Source organism: Spongiibacter tropicus DSM 19543, from assembly GCF_000420325.1.
GTDB classification, from domain to species: domain Bacteria; phylum Pseudomonadota; class Gammaproteobacteria; order Pseudomonadales; family Spongiibacteraceae; genus Spongiibacter; species Spongiibacter tropicus.
On the sequence record NZ_ATUS01000004.1, the window covers coordinates 75,364 to 92,166 of the forward strand.

The following is a 16,803-nucleotide window of genomic DNA, read 5'->3' on the forward strand; positions in this document are numbered from 1 at the left end:
GCACGGAAGCGATTTTTTGCTGCTCAAGCCCTTGAGGCACTGCTAAACTGCCTCCATATAACAGCACTGGAATGTCGCGAAGCGATATTCAATAAGAGCGGAGTACAGAGATCGTGTCGACTATTTCCATCAGCCAGAGCCACGTAAAAAGCGAAGACGATGTGCGCGAGATGCTTGAGTCACTGGCTGAAAAGCTCAAGCATGAGTATGACGTCACGGCGCAGTGGCTCAGTGACCGTGAGCTGGAGCTGAAGCGCAGCGGCATAGAAGGGCGTTTAACGATGCTGAGCGGAGAGGTCAAAGTGGATCTTCGTCTGGGTATGCTAATGAGCCCGTTTAAGTCGAAAATCCGCGATGAGCTGTCCAGGGCAATGGCTGAAAAACTGGCCTGAGTGCGGCAATTCGTCGCATTTATCACAGCCCGGGAAATATTTTCAGATCTCGTACTCTAAGCAGCATCCATGTGTTTCGAGGAGATCGGAAAGCCAATGGCGTTTGTTAAGCGATTTTACAGAGCCGTGTCCCTATATCCACTGCTACTGCTTTTAGCGGGCATGCTTGCCAGTGCGTCCAGTCACGCACTGTTACCGGCGGCGATGAGCAACGGCGACCCCATGCCCAGTCTGGCCCCTATGCTGAAAAGCGTGAACCCGGCGGTGGTGAATATCTCGACATATACCACTCGAAGTGTTCAGCAAAATCCGCTACTTAACGACCCTTTCTTTCGTCATTTCTTCAATGTTCCCGAGCAGCAGATGCGCCCTCGCCAGCGCCGTACGCAGAGCGCGGGTTCGGGCGTTATTATCGATGCGGGTGCAGGAACTGTACTCACTAACCATCATGTCATTGATGGTGCGGACGAGATCACCGTAGCGCTTGAAGACGGCCGCAGTTTCAAAGCGGAGCTGATTGGCTCAGATCCCGATGTCGATATTGCGGTGCTGAAAATCGAGGCCAAGAACCTCAGCGAAGTCGAGCTGGCAGATTCTGACAAGTTACAGGTCGGCGACTTTGTGGTGGCGATCGGCAATCCCTTCGGTCTGGGGCAAACCGTGACAACCGGTATTGTGAGCGCCCTTGGTCGAACCGGTCTTGGGATTGAAGGCTACGAGAATTTTATTCAGACAGATGCATCCATTAACCCCGGTAATTCTGGTGGCGCTTTGGTGAACCTGCGGGGTGAGCTGGTCGGTGTGAATACGGCCATTCTGGCGCCATCGGGCGGTAATGTGGGGATCGGCTTCGCGATTCCTGCCAATATGGCCATGGCTAGCATTGAGCAGATTCTCACTCACGGTGAGGTGCGTCGCGGTCAGCTCGGCGTCATCATTCAGGATCTTACCTCTGAGCTGGCCGAGGCCTTTGATATCAAACCCGGTCAGCGCGGAGCGGTGGTGGCTGAAGTGCAGGAGGATTCCGCAGCGGATAAGGCCGGCATTAAAGCCGGGGATGTTGTTGTGGAAGTTGATGGCAAGGCCGTGCTGAGTTCCGCGCAACTCCGCAATGCGATTGGTCTGCGCCGTGTTGGTGACAAGGTGAAGCTCACATTGCTGCGCGATGGTAAGGAAAAAACCGTCAAAGCGACTCTGGAGTCGGCGAAGAAGCAGGTAGAGGCCGATCAGCGGGCGGTGCATCCACTGCTGGACGGTGTTGGCTTGAAAAACTCGGACGACAACAAGGGTGTGGTGGTTACCGAGGTTAAGGTCGATTCGCCGGCGGTCGGTAAGCTTCAGCCTGGCGATTTACTCGTATCTGTCAACCAGCGCCGTGTTCGCAGCGTATCGGAATTGCAGGCTGCCGCCGGGACGAATGCAGACGGGATGTTATTGCGAGTGATTCGCGGTCGCTTCGCCAGTTGGGTAGTATTGAAGAAATAGTCACAATGACTGCCGCGTTCGCGTGGCAGCCTATCGGAGGCTCGTATGATGAGCGTGTACCACCGTTATTTTCGCAGTCTGTCGCTGATCTGCGCTGCGTTGTTGCTGCAGGCCTGTGCCGGGCTGCCCGTGAGCCAGGATTACGATACCAGCTATGACTTCAGCGCGGTGACGAGTTTTGCGTGGTTGCCCCCCAAAACACCGCGCGAGGAGTTGAGCAGCAAACCGTTTGACGAACTGACACATCGCCGGTTTGTCGAGGCGATCGCTCAGAATCTGGGGCAGCGCGGTCTGCAGCAGGTGGAGCCTGAAAATGCCAGTGTGCTGATCAGCTATCACCTCAGTTCTGAAGACAAGATTAAAGTGGACAGCTTCGGTTCGTGGTACAGCCATTTTGGCTACTACCCCTGCTATCACTGCGGGTTTTACCCCGGCTTCAACTACCATCATTTCCACGACAATGACCTTTGGGTGCGGGAATATACCGAGGACGAAGTCATTATTGATATGGTGGACCCGGTCAGCAAGCGGTTGATTTGGCGGGGGAGTGTGGCACGTAACCAGCCAACAATGGCGACGCCGATGGAGCGAGATCTATACGTTACTGAAACGGTGAATGCCATCCTGGCGAAATTTCCGCCAGGATCTGTATCGCCTTGATTTAGGTGGGAAAGCCCTTGCAACACCGAGGCCTTTCCACCACAATAGCGCCCCGCGATTGGCCGCGCTGATCGCTGTTTTATGGTGACCCCTCCGGTCCCCTCGCAACGATAGATAGCAAACCCCGCCAGGCCCGGAAGGGAGCAACGGTAGTTATCGACTCGTGTGCCGGGGTGTGGCTGGTTGGGTCGCCACCCATCTTTCTCTATCTTCGTGATTCCCCACTGATTTTCTGCATGAGCCGTATGTTTATGTCCATGCGGGGCTGGTGTATCCTTGGCGCTTGCTTTGAAGAGAGTCCCCAATGAGCTATCAGGTTCTGGCTAGAAAATGGCGCCCCAAGAGTTTCCGGGAAATGGCCGGTCAGAGTCATGTGCTCAAAGCCCTTATCAATGCGCTGGATCACGACCGTCTTCATCATGCCTACCTGTTTACCGGCACACGCGGTGTCGGTAAAACCACCATCGCACGTATTCTTGCCCGCTGTTTGAATTGTGAGCAGGGCGTGAGCTCCGAACCCTGCGGCCAGTGTCAGGCCTGCGTGGCGATCAATGAGGGGCGCTTTGTCGACTTGATAGAGGTCGATGCGGCCTCGCGCACCAAGGTGGAAGATACCCGTGAGCTGCTGGATAACGTTCAGTACACGCCGACTCAGGGTCGCTACAAGGTGTATCTCATCGATGAGGTTCACATGCTCAGTGCCAGCAGTTTCAATGCGCTGCTGAAAACGCTCGAAGAGCCGCCGCCGCATGTCAAATTCCTGTTGGCGACGACAGACCCGCAAAAGATTCCTGCGACAATTCTCTCTCGTTGCCTGCAGTTCAGCCTGAAAAACCTCAGTCCCGAGCGCGTGGTGGACTATCTCAAGCAGATTCTCGAAAAAGAGATGATTGCCTACGATGACGCCGCGCTGTGGCTGCTGGGACGCGCTGCTGATGGCAGTATGCGCGATGCTCTCAGCTTGACAGATCAGGCGATTGCCTTTGGCTCTGGCAAGCTGGGCGAAGACGATGTTCGCCAGATGCTGGGCACTATTGACCACGCGGCGGTACATCGCATTGTTCGTGCGCTTTCCCAGCATGATGGTGCACAATTGCTGGCCATTGTTGCCGATCTGGCGGAATTGGGTGTTGATTTCGCCGGTGTGGCCAGCGAGCTGCTGGTGGTACTCCATCGTTTGGCGATTGCCCAGACGGTGCCGGAAGGCTTGGACAACAGTCTGGGCGATCGCCAAGCACTGCTTGAACTGGCGCAAACGCTCAGTGCCGAAGAGGTGCAGTTTTACTACCAGATGGCCCTCCAGGGGCGTCGTGATCTGGGTTTGGCGCCAGAGCTTAGGGGCGGCCTGGAAATGTTGCTGTTGCGGCTGCTGGCCTTTAAGCCCGAAGGTGTAATGGCGCCGCCAGTGCACAGACTGCCCGCGTCTACCAGTCATGAGGGAGGCGAGACGGCTCCTGAAAAAAAGCCATTAGCGGCTGACTCAGGTGGCGAGCAATCGCCGCCTGAAACAGAGGCTGTGGCAGATCTGTCTGCCAGCGAGCGTGCAAGCCGGTTACAAGCTGACGTGTCAGAGTCCGCTGAAGCGGTGTCGACGCCGACCACCTCGGCGCCGAAGGCAGTACCGGCTCCGGAGCCCACCGTTGATACAGAGCCAGAGGTCGCGCCGACGACCGCCATGGCGAGTGGCGGGACGCAGCACTCGGCGGATGTGGGTGGTGAGGCGCCCCTGCCGGATGATTACGCCAACTGGGCGAATTATGCCGAGCAAGCCCCGGATTCACAGCCTGATTCGCGGATTGCGCCGGAGCCGCAGCTCGCACAATCGTCTGAACCGACACCTGTCACCGCGTCCCCGGCGAAGGCCGCGCTGGATGTGCTGGCCTCTCAGCATGTCCCGGAGCCAGTGCAGGATTCCGCGGCAGCAACGCCCTCAGCACAGCCCCGTGGTTCTGAACACCCGGCCGCAACTGATATCGGTGAGAAAATCTCCTTGGACGAGCTGGACGCCCGCTGTTGGCGCGAGCGCTTTGAGGCATTCCCTCTGCCCGGTATGCTGGGCAGTATTGCTGCACATTGCCAGATACATGAGCGTCTGGACTCCCGGCTGAGCTTTATCATCGGGGAGGCAAACGCCACCTTGCTGAACGACCGACAGGTCGAACGTCTTCAGGAACAACTTAGCGAGTACTTCGGCCAGCCGCTGAAAGTGACGGTAGAGCTGGGAGAGCCGCAGGAAGAGACGCCCGCGCAGTATCGCGCCAGGTTGCTGAGTGAGCAGTTAGCTGCGGCGCGGGTGGCCATCGAGTCTGATCCATTGGTGCTGCAGATTATTGAAGAATTTGGTGCGGAGCTGGAGCCCGAGTCGCTCAGCCTGCCGGGCCAGCGTGGGAGAGAGTGATGAAAGCCGACTTGAACGATTTGATGAAGAAAGCTGCCGAGATGCAGGAGAAGATGCAGAAGGCGCAAGAAGAGATGGCTAACCGTGAGGTGCTCGGTGAATCGGGCGCCGGTTTGGTGAAAGTCACAATGACCGGGCGTCACGATGTGCGCCGGGTAGAAATTGATCCCAGTTTGCTCACCGAAGACAAGGAAATTCTCGAAGACCTGCTGGCGGCCGCCGTCAATGACGCGGTACGCAAAGTCGAGGAGAGTAGCAAGAGTGAGCTGGGCGATATGCTGTCGGGCATGGGCATGCCCGGCGGATTCAAGATGCCTTTCTGATGGCCAATTTTAGCCCACTGATAGATGAGTTGATAGAGGCGCTGCGTTGTCTGCCCGGCGTCGGGCCAAAGTCTGCGCAGCGCATCAGTTTTCAGTTGCTTGAGCGCAATCGTGGCGGCGCCCAACGCCTCTCTCTGGCGCTGCAGAAAGCGGTTGACGAAGTGGGTCACTGCCGCAGCTGTCGCACATTGACGGAAGATGCTGAGTGCCGAATCTGCCGTGATCCCCGCCGTGACCAGCAGACAATCTGTGTGGTCGAGTCACCCGCGGATGTACTGGCTTTTGAACAGGGCGGTGACTATCGCGGACTGTATTTTGTGCTGATGGGACGGTTGTCGCCCATTGACGGCATCGGTCCCGAGGAGATCGGTATCGATCGCCTGGTTGAACGTGTACAGGCACTGTCGGTCAAGGAATTGATCCTGGCAACCAATCCCACCGTTGAGGGCGAGGCGACCGCTTTCTATATCGCCGAAGAAATGCGACGTCTTGGTGTCGCCGTCAGTCGCATCGCGCACGGTGTGCCACTGGGTGGTGAGCTTGAGTACGTCGATAGCGGCACCTTGTCCCACGCTCTGAAGGGGCGTCAACGCTTTGACTGATTCAACCGTATATATCGAAAAACAGGCAGATTTGAATGCCGCGTGTGAAGCGTGGCGGCGCAGCAGTTTTGTCGTGATGGACACCGAATTTATCCGTCGCGATACCTTTTACCCGATAGCCGGTCTGATTCAGGTGGGTGTGCAGGGACAGGTCTACCTGATTGACCCGCTGGGCATCGACGATTGGGGGCATTTTAGAACGCTGCTGGAAGACCCCGCGGTGGTCAAAGTCCTGCATTCCTGCAGTGAAGACCTGGAAGTCTTTGATCGTCTCTGTGGTGCTATCCCATCGCCCTTGTTGGATACTCAGATCGGTGCCGGGCTGGCGGGAGTCGGTGAGGGGCTGAGCTACCAGAAGCTGGTGGCGCACTATCTGGATATTGAGGTCGACAAGGGTGAGACTCGCTCCGACTGGCTGCAGCGCCCCTTGACTCAGAGCCAATGCCACTACGCCGCGCTCGACGTGGAATATCTTCAGCGTATCTACCCGATGCTGCGCGACCGCTTGGCCTCGCTGGGGCGTTTGGACTGGTGGCAGGAAGACAGTGAGCGAATGATTGCCCAGGCGAAAGCCCCCGCGCCGCCAGAGGAATACTACCTCCGTAATAAATCCTTGTGGAAGCTCAAAGGCCGTCAGCGCTTGGCGCTTAAGGTAGTGTGCGCCTGGCGTGAGGAAGAGGCGCGTCGGAGAGATATGCCTCGCGGACGGATTTTCAAAGATCCGGTCTGTTTTGAGCTGGCGCGCTGTCTGCCGGAGAGCCGGGGAGAACTGTCGCGAATCAAGGACCTGTCACCGGGGAGTATCCGCCGCTACGGCGACACGCTGATAGCCTTGCTGGACGAGGTTCGCGACGCACCGGAAAGCGCTATTCCAGCCGCTGGCGATCGCCCGCTGACATCAGCACAGAAAGCGGATTTGGGGCGACTGCGCCAGCGTGGCGACGATATCGCGCAGCAGCTGGCAATGCCTGCTGGCTTATTGTGTCGCCGTCGCGACCTGGAAGCGCTGGTGCGCGAAGGACGGGTGCCGGAAAGTATGGGAATATGGCGGCAGTCGCTGCTGGCGGAGCCGTTGCTGGCGGCACTGGAGGAAGAATAATGCGTCGAATCTGCAGCATATATCGCAGTGCCAAGCGTGAGGGTATGTACCTCTACGTCGATAAGGCAGAGGGCTTGGAGCGGGTGCCGGAAGCCTTGATGGTGAAGTTTGGACAGGCTGAGCACGCTATGACGCTGCTTATTGATGAAGGGCGAAAGTTGGCTCGGGCCGATGCGGCGAAGGTGTTGCAGGATATCGCCGATAACGGATTTTACCTTCAGCTACCGCCGGTTGACGAGCCTGCGCTCAACCCACGGGAAGACCGTTGATTGCCCGTCGACAGCAGCCTTTCTGGGAGTATAAAACGCTCGCAGAACTGAGCGATCAGGAGTGGGAGGCGCTGTGTGACGGTTGTGGACGCTGCTGCTTGCACAAGCTGGAGGACGAGGATAGTGGCGAGCTGGCATTTACCAATGTGGCCTGCCGTTTGCTCGATCTCAAGAGTGGCCGTTGCGGCGACTATAGCCACCGGCAGCAGCGCGTGCCGGGTTGTGTCAATCTTCGCAAAGAGCTTGCCGACGTCGCCTACAGCTTGCCGAGTAGCTGCGCCTACCGCCGTATGCATGAGGGCAGGGGGCTGGCTGAATGGCACCCGCTGCGCAGCGGCGATGAGCGCGCCATGCGAGCGTTGGGCATTTCGGTGGGTGGCCGCTGTATCAGTGAGAGCGAGGTCGCGGAAGCGGACTTCGAAAACCACATTATTCATTGGATTGATTAGGGAATCGTATGATCGATCAAAACGACTATGCCCTGGCGTGGCAGGTCTACCTCGGTGTCGGGGTGATTGCTCTGTTGCTTTGGTTGCTGCTGTTGCGCGCCTACCGGCTGACGGGGCTCAAACTGTGGGCCTTGCTGGCGGTGGCGGCACTGGTATTGCTGCCGAGTCATCACCCTGATGTGGCTGGCCTGTGGATGCCGGCCACCATTGGCGCCTTACTGAGCCTGATGACTGGCGGTATCGAGTCGGCGATGGCGTCTTTGATTATTATCGGTGCCGGGCAGATTGCCGCACTGGTTCTGGCGATTACCTGGACGCTGATTGCGGCAAAGAAAGCGCCGTCAACTCCGACTAAGCCCACGCCAGCGAGCAGTGAACGGGTGGAGCCGCAGCTCTAGCGTTTGATTTATTGCACTGAGCTGCTTCCCGTGTTGCCGCTGCACTTGCTGTCAGCCCACGTGGCAAGTAGGCTTCGCGGTGATGTGATTTACGTGAAGAGGTTTGAAACAGGGCGTACCCGCCTTCGAATCTCATGTTGAACGACGACCCGGACGCACCGGGTCAGCCGAGCAGGATACATTGATGAAATTTACCGGTACGGATTCCTACGTCGCTACCGACGACCTGAGTATGGCTGTTAATGCAGCCGTGACCTTGCAGCGTCCGCTGTTGATCAAGGGGGAGCCCGGCACGGGTAAAACCCTGCTGGCCGAGCAGGTGGCATCAGCACTGGGAATGAGGCTGATTCAATGGCATATCAAATCCACCACGAAAGCCCAGCAGGGCTTGTATGAATACGACGCGGTATCACGCCTGCGGGATTCGCAGCTCGGCGATGACCGGGTTCACGATATTGCCAACTACATTAAGCGCGGCAAACTGTGGGAAGCCTTCGATGCCGATGAGCAGGTGGTGCTGCTGATTGATGAAATCGACAAGGCAGATATCGAATTCCCCAACGACCTGCTGGTCGAGCTGGACCGTATGGAGTTCTTTGTCTACGAAACCAGCGAAACGGTAAAAGCTAAGCATCGTCCCATCATTATCATCACCAGTAATAATGAGAAAGAACTGCCTGACGCATTCCTGCGTCGCTGTTTCTTCCACTTTATTAACTTCCCCGACCGGGAAACCATGGAGAAAATCGTCGACGTGCATTACCCAACGATTTCCCGTGATCTGGTGCAGGAAGCGCTGGAAGTGTTCTTTGATGTACGCAAAATTCCGGGCCTGAAGAAAAAGCCGTCCACGTCTGAGCTGATCGATTGGTTGAAGCTGTTGATGGCCGATGATATTCCCGCAGAAATTTTCAAAAACCGCGACGCCAGCAAGGCCATTCCGCCACTCTATGGTGCGCTGCTGAAAAACGAGCAGGATGTTCATCTGCTGGAGCGCCTGGCGTTTATGCATCGCCGCGAGAACCGCTAAGCCATGTTGGTGCAATTCTTCTACGGCCTGCGTAATGCGGGGGTGCCGGTCAGCATTCGAGAACTGCTGGACCTGATGGCCGGGCTGGAAGCGCGTTTGGCGTTTATGGACGTCGATGAGTTTTACCAGCTTGCCCGCGTGTGCATGGTCAAGGATGAGAAATACTACGACCGCTTCGACAAGGCCTTTGCGGCTTATTTTAACGAGCTGTCAACGCTGGACGACGTGATCGAGGCGCTGATTCCCGACGACTGGCTGCGCACTGAGTTTCTCAAGCAGTTGAGCGACGAGGAAAAAGCCAAGATCGAGTCTCTGGGCGGTCTCGATAAGTTGATCGAGGAATTCAAAAAGCGGCTGGAAGAGCAGAAGGAACGGCACGAAGGCGGCAATAAGTGGATTGGCACCGGAGGAACATCACCCTTTGGTCACGGTGGCTATAATCCCGAAGGCATCCGTATCGGCGGCGAGAGCCGCAACAAAAAGGCGGTTAAGGTTTGGGAAAAGCGCGACTTCAAAGATCTGGACGATTCGGTCGAGCTGGGCACGCGGAATATCAAAATTGCCTTGCGTCGCCTTCGCAAATTTGCCCGCAGTGGCGCGGCTGAAGAGCTGGATATCGATGACACCATTTCGTCCACTGCGCGCAACGCGGGGCTACTGGATTTAAAAATGGTGCCCGAGCGGCACAATGCGGTCAAAGTGCTGCTGTTCTTTGATGTTGGCGGTTCCATGGATCCGCATATTCGCGTTTGTGAAGAACTGTTCTCCGCCGCACGCACCGAGTTCAAGCATATGGAGTATTTTTACTTCCATAACTTCCTGTACGAATCGGTGTGGAACAATAATATTCGCCGCCACAGTGAGCGAATTCCCTTGCTGGATGTACTGCATAAATACAGCAGCGATTACAAAATCATCTTCGTAGGCGACGCTGCCATGTCTCCCTACGAAATTCTCCAGCCAGGCGGCAGTGTCGAGCATTGGAACGACGAAGCGGGCGAAGTGTGGATGCGTCGCCTGCGAGACACCTACGACAAGGTGGTGTGGCTCAATCCGGTGCCCCCGGAAGACTGGAGCTGGACCCATTCCATTGGCCTTACCGAAGAGCTGATGGAAGGGCATATGTACCCCATGACACTGGCGGGTCTGGAAGAGGCCATGGCTTATCTGGCCCGCTGAGGCCTCAGCCGCGTGCGGCGGCTGAGAATGCCAGCAGTGCGGCTGTCACCGCGACATTGAGCGACTCGATGCCATTGGCCATCGGAATTTGCAGTCGGGCGTCGCTGATCTCCAGTGTCTCCCTGCTGACACCCTCGGTTTCATTCCCCAGAACAAAGATCCGACTCTTACCCGGTGACAGCTCAAACAGTGAGTGTTGCGCGTGGGAAGACAGGCACAGCACTTCAGCGCCATCCTCTTGCAATCGTCGTAGTTCGGGCAGCAGGCGGTCGCAGTGGTAGAGCGGGCAGTTAAATACGGCACCGGCGCTGGCCTTGATGACCAGCGGTGACAGGCTGGTGCCACCCTTGCGGGGCACAATCAGGCCGTCGATGCCACTGGCCGCCACTGAGCGGATAATCATGCCGAGATTCTGCGGATTACTCACGCCATCTAAGGCGATGTAGCAGGGTGACCCTTGCTGCAAGGTTTCGGCGGTGATTGCGGTGGTCGGATGGTAGTCTGCCAGCTCCAAATCGGCGGCAACCCCCTGGTCCTGTTTGCCATTCTTGGAGATTCTCGACAATGCCTTGCGGTCGTGCCAGGCGAGCTGGATCCCTTTCTTTTCTGCCAGTGCAAGAATTTCTGCAACAATACCGTCTTTGCGGTTGCTGTCGGCCAAGTGGAGTTTGTACACCCTGAGGCGCGGATTCTGTAGTGCCTCGAGGACGGGTTTACGTCCGTAAATAGTCAGAAGTTGCTGGAAAAACTGCTTTTTCTCAAGGTATTGCTGGCGATCGTCGCTCATTGCCTGTGGGGTGCTCATTCAGCGTGGTGGCCGGGAAAGCCCAGTGTTGCCCGGGCAGCCTCAGTAATCCGCTCTGCGGCATGCTGCAGGCGTTGCGCAACGGCAAGTATATCCTCGGCGCTAATGGGGTTGCTAATGCTGCCCGCTGAAATAACGAGCTCTGGCTCCTCTCCGTCGCCAAATACCGGGACAGCGATATTGGCAACGTGATACCGCCGACCTTTTTCTATGCGGTCCAAGTGGTAATTGCTTTCGCAGAGCTGTTCCCGATAGCGGCGAGCATGATCTGCCACTTCCTCAAGGCTCCAGTTTTCCTTGGGCTTGGCCAGTTCCTGTTCAAAGCGCCGCTCCGCATCACTAATCAGCGTGACCTCAAAGCCCCGCGCTCGAATGCCAATCACGGAAATGCGCAGTCGCTTATCCAGCTCCTCGTCCCACTCTCCGAGATGGGCCTGTGCCGCATGCAGCCATTGGTTGAGCTTGCCGGCGGATGACCAAGCAATAAAGCAGGCGCCCAGGGGGGCAATGGCCGGTAACCTCAGTCCTTGCTGGTAAGGGAAGTGTAATGGTTGAGGGATGCCGTAGTTGGCCAGCAAGACCAGTTGTTCTCCACTGCGCCCCAATACGCCACAGCCCAATTTCAGTTCCCGTCCGAGGGCTTCCAGTTCAGGTCTTGCGAATTCCAGTACCGGGAACTGTGCGAATGCGGCAATGCCTGCCGCCGCAATGCTTGGACCGAGGCGGTAGGCCTTGCTGCGGGGGTCCTGGGCGAGAAAACCGTATCGGGCCATGGTGCTGAGGATGGCGTGACATGTGGCTTTGTTCAGCCCCAGTATCCGCGTTAGCTCGGTGAGGCCAAAGGCTTTACTGGGGTGGCTCATGAACAAGTCCATAATCGCCAGCACACGAGCAGTGGGTTTTGAAAACACGGGAAGGGGCCCTTTTGGTTAACGGATCTGTCGCTATTTTACGGAATATTCAGGCTGAGGCACGTGCAGTTTTCGTTTGATCTTGGTGCGCTGCATTCTGCAGAGAAATAAAATGGTGCACAAATGATTTGTGTTGGCCTGTAATTTGCTTTGTTTCGGTGCGGAATGATGGGTTGCGTGCGTTGTTATTGCGCAATGCTCATCCTGCTTTCATGAGTTGAATTTATAACATTATGAAAATAAAGGAAAAAGTTATCCTGTTAAGTGCGCCTTATCAGGGCCTCCGGGGAATTGGGCAAGGGGCCATTTATTCTGCGGGTGCTTTATTGTGGTGCATGGTAATAAAAAGGTGCGATTTTACTGCACATGCGTTTTAGGAGAACCGGATGAGAACACCGCTTTCACGATTTACGCCTGCTTTTGTAGCGTTTTTTTGTGCGCTGGCTGCAGGGCCGAGCCATGCCGATAGCCTGAGTGGCGCGAATACCGCATGGATTCTGACCTCGACGGCCCTGGTATTGTTTATGACGCTGCCTGGGCTGGCGCTGTTTTACGGTGGCCTGGTTCGAAGTAAGAATATTCTCAGCGTGCTGATGCAATGTTTCAGTATTACCTGTGTGGCCTCGCTGCTCTGGTTTGCCGTCGCTTATAGCATGGCCTTCAGTGATGGCAATGGCTTTGTTGGCGGGCTGAGTAAAGCGCTGTTGGCGGGTATCGGCGAGGACACTCTCAGTGGCGACATTCCCGAGACGGTGTTTGTCATGTTCCAGATGACCTTTGCGATTATTACCCCGGCGCTGATCGTCGGCGGTTTTGCGGAACGCATTCGCTTCTCCGCAGTGATGATGTTTTCGGCGCTTTGGTTGCTGGCGGTTTACGCCCCGGTTACTCACTGGGTCTGGGGTGGCGGTTGGCTGGGGCAGATGGGCTTGCTCGATTTTGCCGGTGGCACTGTTGTCCATATTACCGCAGGTGTTGCGGCACTGGTTGCCGCTATGGTGCTTGGGCCGCGTAATGGCTTCGGCCAAATGGCCTTGCCACCGCACAATCTGACCATGACTTTCACCGGGGCTGGCATGCTGTGGGTTGGCTGGTTTGGTTTCAATGCCGGCAGTGCACTGGCCGCCAACGGGGATGCAGGCATGGCCATGCTGGTTACCCACCTCTCGGCAGCCACTGGCTGTTTGACCTGGTCGTTTATTGAATGGCTGCGCTTTGGCAAGCCCAGCGCGCTGGGCGCTGTCACCGGAATGGTGGCGGGGCTTGGCACCATCACTCCCGCGTCGGGCTATGTGGGGCCAGCAGGTGCGGTCGTGATCGGTCTTAGTGCGGGCATCGTCTGCTTCTATTGTACCCTTTGGCTCAAGCAGGTCCTGAAAATTGATGATTCGCTGGATGTATTTCCGGTACACGGTGTTGGCGGTATTCTCGGTACTTTCCTGGCTGGGATTTTTGCCAGCGCGGAGCTTGGCGTATTCAGCGGTCAGGGTCTGGCAGACGGCGTCAGCATCGCTCAGCAGTTGAAGGTGCAGTTGATTGGCATTGGCGCCACGCTGGCCTATACGGCAATTGTCAGCTTTATCTTGTTTAAACTGGTGGACGTTGTCATCGGTTTGCGTGTCAGCGCTGACGAAGAATCGGAAGGTCTGGACCTGACAGGCCATAACGAGGTGGGGTACGATCTTTAAGTCGTCATCTGCATCGTTGAGAGCCCGGCGTTTGCCGGGCTTTTTTGTTTCTGGAGCCCTGAATGCGAGCGTTTATTCTGTATGGCACTTCTGCCTGCCACCTCTGTGAATTGGCGGAGGCGGTGCTGGCCAATGTGCTGGCTGTGCAGCCAGACTGGCAGATTGAACTGATTGATATTGCTGATCGCGACGAGTGGATTGCGCAGTACGGAACGCGAATTCCGATATTTGCCGAGGGAGAGCGTGAGCTCGACTGGCCCTTTGATGAGGCTGCCGTGCTGGCCTTTGCCGGAGATGCGTTGTGAACGTGTCCGCATTGTGGCGTTACCCAGTGAAATCGCTGACTGGAAACAGTGAGCGGACGATGACGCTGGATCGACGGGGACCGGCAGGTGATCGTCGCTGGATGCTGGTGGATGAGCGGGGGCATTTTCTGACCCAACGGCAATTGCCGTCAATGTGTCGGCTTCACGCCGAGGAGCAGGCTGGCGGCGTGTTGCTGCGTCATCTCGACCGCGGTGAGAGCATCTGGCTTGAGAAGCCCTGCGGAGCTAAGCCCGTGCGAGTGGTGGTGTGGGAGGATAGCTGTGAGGCCTTGGATGCGGGGGAGGCCGCCGCGCAACGTCTGTCGGCATGGTTGGGGCAGCCGGTGAGACTCTGCTATCAGCCCGACGACAGTGAGCGACAGATTGACTTGACCTATGCGCGAGCGGGTGATCAGCTCAGTTTTGCCGATGGTTTTCCGTTTCTGCTGTGCACTGAAGCGAGTTTGCGGCTGTTGGAAGATGCCTATGGTGATGTCCTGGCGATGCAGCGGTTCAGGCCCAATATTGTGGTCGCCGGGACAACCCCGTTTGCTGAGTTGACGTGGCGCCGCTTGCGTATTGGTGATGTGGACTTCGACGTGGTCAAACCCTGTACGCGCTGCGTGATTCCCAGTCTCGATCCGGGAACCGGTGAGCGGCAGCGGGCAGTGTCACTGCTATTGCGTGACCATTGTAAACACGAGGACAAGATCGTCTTTGGTCAGAACCTGATTCACCGCAGCCTTGGCGAGATTCGCTGCGGTGATCCGGTTAGTGTTCTGGCGTAATCCCGGGCTCAGTTGAACTCGTCAACAGGACTGATACGGCGCTCGTGATTAGCCAGAATGGGCTTGGAAAGTTCCAGCTTTTCGCCGTACACCACACTGAATGCCAGCACATTCTTAATGTAGTCGCGGGTTTCGCCATAGGGCAGGTTTTCTATCCAGATGTCTGCCGGCATGTTGCCATTCTGGCGCATCAACACCCTTTCAACCCTCGAAGGACCGGCGTTGTACGCTGCGGTAGCCAAAATTCGATTTCCGCTGAAGCGCTTGAGTAGTTGACCAAGATAAAAGCCACCCATCGCGATATTGGTATCGGCGTCGAGCAGTTCGCTGCGTGAGGGTGTCGGTCGGCCCATCTGCCTGGCCAGTGTGCGTGCGGTGCCGGGCATAATTTGCATGACGCCGCGCGCACCAACGGGAGATCGCGCATCCTCGGCAAAAGCACTTTCCTGTCTGGCAATTGCATAAATCCATTTAGGATCAATTTCTTCGCGTGCTGCGGTTTGCATGAACTGCTCGCGATAGGCCATCGGGAAACGCAGCTCCAGGTCGTCCCATTCCCCCGCGCGAATAGCCGTGACAATAGCCTGGTGAGGCCACTGCCATTCCAGGGCTAATTGCCCCGCGGCGATTTTTTCGGCGGTATTGAGGCTGCGCATGGCGTAGTTCCATTCCAGTCTTGCCGTGTTCAGTTCACCCTGCCAGAACAGCTCTCGAGCGCGGATAACAGCGCTGTGCTGCCGGACTTCATCCAGCAGAGCGACATCCAGATTGCGGCGCTCCCCGAGCCGGTACTGCTGGTTGAGCAAATCGGCCGCCATGAAGCTGTAGTAGCCTCGCTGCGTAGCGAGGGTTCGCAGTATCTGGCTGGCATTTTCGGTCAGTCGTTGCTGTTTTTCCGTTTCGGCTCTGGCCCACCAGTATTGCCAATCCGGTTCAGCGCGTAGCTTGGCAGGCAGCAGGGCGATAAAGCGTTGAGCCGCTTCCCAGTCCCGGTCTTTCAGGGCGAGACGAATACGCCATTCGGTAAGGTAGGGATCTTCAAATGCAGGGTCATTTGCATTGATCCAGTCACGGGCGTAGTCCATGTCGCCGGCAATAATCTGCCGGGCAAACGCATCGCGAAGGGCGTAGTTTTGCTCGTTAGTAAAACCCAATTCCCGATCAAGCTGGTGCCACAGCGTATTGGCTTCTTCGAACTTGTTCTTGGCCAGGCGGCGCAGGCTCAGCAGCGCAAGGCGGCGGTTGTCATCCGTCGGCGCCATAGTAAAACCGCGTTGGTAAAGCAGGGCCGGGTTCTCTAATAGCTGGATTTCAGCGTCGCTGCCGGGAACTTTGCGCAACAGGTAAATAGCAAGGCTGTGCTGCCCGGCTTCAATGGCTAGCTGTGCGCGCTGCCAATGTTGTTGCCGGTATTCGGCGGTGGACAGGCTACTCAGCCATTGTTTTAGGGCGGGGTCGCAGGCGTCGGGGAGGGAACGGCCGGTCTGCCAGAGGGCTTCCGTTTCGGCGTTGGCGGTGCGGGTATCTCCTTGCTTGTAAAGGGCGCGCAGGTAATCGCAGCGCATAAACGACGGCGGATCCTGTCGGTAGTAGCGGACAAACTGTGCCCACTCACCGCGACGGCGGAGCTGGTAGAGCCAGGCAATACGAATGCGTTGACCAACAATCGTGTCGCGGTACTGCTGGAGGTAAACGTCGATAGTGCCGTGGGAGAGCTCGCTGATCTGTGCTTTGATCAGTTCCAGTTCCAGATAAGGGTAGAGGGCATATTGGTGCAATGCCGGGAGCAGGGCTTCTGCCTGCTCGCTGCGGCCGCGACTGATATTCTCCATGGCTTCGCGGTATAATTGCCGCTCCTTCGCCAGACTTTCAGCGTCGGCATGGGCCAGCGGCACTGCGACATAACACAGCGCAATGCTGAAGATTGTCGACAAGCAGGCGCGAATGATCATCCTTTTAACCCTGTAGGCGTGCAAAAACGTTCGGTTGATCCGATTCTCAAGACTAATATCCACGGAATTC

18 protein-coding genes and 1 other RNA gene are annotated in these 16,803 nt (G+C 56.8%); 16 read left to right on the top strand and 3 right to left on the bottom strand.

Translation table 11 applies throughout. The features are described from left to right. Window positions 1-113: 113 nt before the first annotated feature. From G411_RS0115180 to G411_RS0115235, 13 genes are all read left to right on the top strand, one after another. Window positions 114-392 carry a polyhydroxyalkanoic acid system family protein gene (locus G411_RS0115180; RefSeq protein WP_022960071.1) on the top strand — a complete coding sequence of 93 codons (279 nt, stop codon included), beginning with the start codon at window positions 114-116 and terminating at the stop codon, window positions 390-392. A gap of 96 nt (window positions 393-488) precedes the next feature. Then, the gene (locus G411_RS0115185) at window positions 489-1,877 is read left to right on the top strand and encodes a DegQ family serine endoprotease (RefSeq protein ID WP_022960072.1); all 1,389 of its coding nucleotides are present in this window, start codon (window positions 489-491) and stop codon (window positions 1,875-1,877) included. Between the two features lie 45 nt (window positions 1,878-1,922). Next, window positions 1,923-2,537 (top strand): DUF4136 domain-containing protein, encoded by a 615-nt coding sequence (locus G411_RS0115190; protein WP_022960073.1) that lies wholly within the window; start codon window positions 1,923-1,925, stop codon window positions 2,535-2,537. Between the two features lie 91 nt (window positions 2,538-2,628). Continuing rightward, window positions 2,629-2,725, top strand: an RNA gene (gene ffs / locus G411_RS21910) — signal recognition particle sRNA small type. Between the two features lie 116 nt (window positions 2,726-2,841). Beyond that, window positions 2,842-4,935 carry a DNA polymerase III subunit gamma/tau gene (dnaX, locus tag G411_RS0115195; protein ID WP_022960074.1) on the top strand — a complete coding sequence of 698 codons (2,094 nt, stop codon included), beginning with the start codon at window positions 2,842-2,844 and terminating at the stop codon, window positions 4,933-4,935. Continuing rightward, window positions 4,935-5,258, top strand: coding sequence for a YbaB/EbfC family nucleoid-associated protein (locus G411_RS0115200; RefSeq protein ID WP_022960075.1), 324 nt, complete (start codon window positions 4,935-4,937; stop codon window positions 5,256-5,258). Before dnaX ends, G411_RS0115200 begins: the two co-directional genes overlap by 1 nt. Beyond that, window positions 5,258-5,860 (top strand): recombination mediator RecR, encoded by a 603-nt coding sequence (gene recR / locus G411_RS0115205; RefSeq protein ID WP_022960076.1) that lies wholly within the window; start codon window positions 5,258-5,260, stop codon window positions 5,858-5,860. Before G411_RS0115200 ends, recR begins: the two co-directional genes overlap by 1 nt. Beyond that, the gene (rnd, locus tag G411_RS0115210; RefSeq protein WP_022960077.1) at window positions 5,853-6,959 is read left to right on the top strand and encodes a ribonuclease D; all 1,107 of its coding nucleotides are present in this window, start codon (window positions 5,853-5,855) and stop codon (window positions 6,957-6,959) included. Before recR ends, rnd begins: the two co-directional genes overlap by 8 nt. Continuing rightward, the gene (locus G411_RS0115215) at window positions 6,959-7,228 is read left to right on the top strand and encodes a YcgL domain-containing protein (RefSeq protein ID WP_022960078.1); all 270 of its coding nucleotides are present in this window, start codon (window positions 6,959-6,961) and stop codon (window positions 7,226-7,228) included. The genes rnd and G411_RS0115215 overlap by 1 nt, the downstream gene beginning before the upstream one ends. Beyond that, a complete protein-coding gene (locus G411_RS0115220; RefSeq protein ID WP_022960079.1) occupies window positions 7,225-7,677 on the top strand; it encodes a YcgN family cysteine cluster protein in 453 nt (150 codons plus the stop codon). Before G411_RS0115215 ends, G411_RS0115220 begins: the two co-directional genes overlap by 4 nt. An 8-nt stretch (window positions 7,678-7,685) precedes the next feature. Further along, window positions 7,686-8,075, top strand: a complete 390-nt coding sequence (locus G411_RS0115225) for a hypothetical protein (RefSeq protein ID WP_022960080.1) — start codon at window positions 7,686-7,688, stop codon at window positions 8,073-8,075. 184 nt (window positions 8,076-8,259) lie between these two features. Then, entirely contained in the window at window positions 8,260-9,105 is an 846-nt protein-coding gene (locus tag G411_RS0115230) for an AAA family ATPase (protein ID WP_022960081.1), read from the top strand. A gap of 3 nt (window positions 9,106-9,108) precedes the next feature. Next, on the top strand, window positions 9,109-10,284 hold the full coding sequence (locus tag G411_RS0115235) for a vWA domain-containing protein (protein ID WP_022960082.1): 1,176 nt from the start codon (window positions 9,109-9,111) through the stop codon (window positions 10,282-10,284). Window positions 10,285-10,288: 4 nt separating this feature from the next. On the opposite strand, the gene G411_RS0115240 is transcribed toward G411_RS0115235, so the two are convergent. After that, complete coding sequence (locus tag G411_RS0115240; protein WP_022960083.1) at window positions 10,289-11,089, bottom strand: TrmH family RNA methyltransferase; 801 nt, start codon at window positions 11,087-11,089, stop codon at window positions 10,289-10,291. Beyond that, window positions 11,086-12,000 (bottom strand): helix-turn-helix domain-containing protein, encoded by a 915-nt coding sequence (locus G411_RS21635; RefSeq protein WP_157581358.1) that lies wholly within the window; start codon window positions 11,998-12,000, stop codon window positions 11,086-11,088. The genes G411_RS0115240 and G411_RS21635 overlap by 4 nt, the downstream gene beginning before the upstream one ends. A gap of 386 nt (window positions 12,001-12,386) precedes the next feature. Between G411_RS21635 and G411_RS0115250 the strand changes: the two genes are divergently transcribed. From G411_RS0115250 to G411_RS0115260, 3 genes are all read left to right on the top strand, one after another. Then, window positions 12,387-13,688: an ammonium transporter gene (locus G411_RS0115250; protein ID WP_022960085.1), complete on the top strand. Its 1,302-nt coding sequence runs from the start codon at window positions 12,387-12,389 to the stop codon at window positions 13,686-13,688. A gap of 62 nt (window positions 13,689-13,750) precedes the next feature. After that, window positions 13,751-13,993: a glutaredoxin family protein gene (locus G411_RS0115255; protein WP_022960086.1), complete on the top strand. Its 243-nt coding sequence runs from the start codon at window positions 13,751-13,753 to the stop codon at window positions 13,991-13,993. Then, entirely contained in the window at window positions 13,990-14,781 is a 792-nt protein-coding gene (locus G411_RS0115260) for an MOSC domain-containing protein (RefSeq protein ID WP_022960087.1), read from the top strand. Before G411_RS0115255 ends, G411_RS0115260 begins: the two co-directional genes overlap by 4 nt. 8 nt (window positions 14,782-14,789) lie before the next feature. Here G411_RS0115260 and G411_RS0115265 read toward each other — a convergent pair whose 3' ends face one another. Beyond that, complete coding sequence (locus tag G411_RS0115265) at window positions 14,790-16,733, bottom strand: transglycosylase SLT domain-containing protein (protein ID WP_022960088.1); 1,944 nt, start codon at window positions 16,731-16,733, stop codon at window positions 14,790-14,792. Window positions 16,734-16,803: the final 70 nt, after the last annotated feature.

Bases quoted from the DNA above. Each gene is read 5' to 3' on its own strand.
- G411_RS0115185 (WP_022960072.1), top strand. From the start codon at position 489: ATGGCGTTTGTTAAGCGATTTTACAGAGCCGTGTCCCTATATCCACTG.
- G411_RS0115190 (WP_022960073.1), top strand. From the start codon at position 1,923: ATGATGAGCGTGTACCACCGTTATTTTCGCAGTCTGTCGCTGATCTGC.
- dnaX (WP_022960074.1), top strand. From the start codon at position 2,842: ATGAGCTATCAGGTTCTGGCTAGAAAATGGCGCCCCAAGAGTTTCCGG.
- G411_RS0115200 (WP_022960075.1), top strand. From the start codon at position 4,935: ATGAAAGCCGACTTGAACGATTTGATGAAGAAAGCTGCCGAGATGCAG.
- recR (WP_022960076.1), top strand. From the start codon at position 5,258: ATGGCCAATTTTAGCCCACTGATAGATGAGTTGATAGAGGCGCTGCGT.
- G411_RS0115215 (WP_022960078.1), top strand. From the start codon at position 6,959: ATGCGTCGAATCTGCAGCATATATCGCAGTGCCAAGCGTGAGGGTATG.
- G411_RS0115225 (WP_022960080.1), top strand. From the start codon at position 7,686: ATGATCGATCAAAACGACTATGCCCTGGCGTGGCAGGTCTACCTCGGT.
- G411_RS0115230 (WP_022960081.1), top strand. From the start codon at position 8,260: ATGAAATTTACCGGTACGGATTCCTACGTCGCTACCGACGACCTGAGT.
- G411_RS0115235 (WP_022960082.1), top strand. From the start codon at position 9,109: ATGTTGGTGCAATTCTTCTACGGCCTGCGTAATGCGGGGGTGCCGGTC.
- G411_RS0115240 (WP_022960083.1), bottom strand. From the start codon at position 11,089: ATGAGCACCCCACAGGCAATGAGCGACGATCGCCAGCAATACCTTGAG.
- G411_RS0115250 (WP_022960085.1), top strand. From the start codon at position 12,387: ATGAGAACACCGCTTTCACGATTTACGCCTGCTTTTGTAGCGTTTTTT.
- G411_RS0115255 (WP_022960086.1), top strand. From the start codon at position 13,751: ATGCGAGCGTTTATTCTGTATGGCACTTCTGCCTGCCACCTCTGTGAA.
- G411_RS0115265 (WP_022960088.1), bottom strand. From the start codon at position 16,733: ATGATCATTCGCGCCTGCTTGTCGACAATCTTCAGCATTGCGCTGTGT.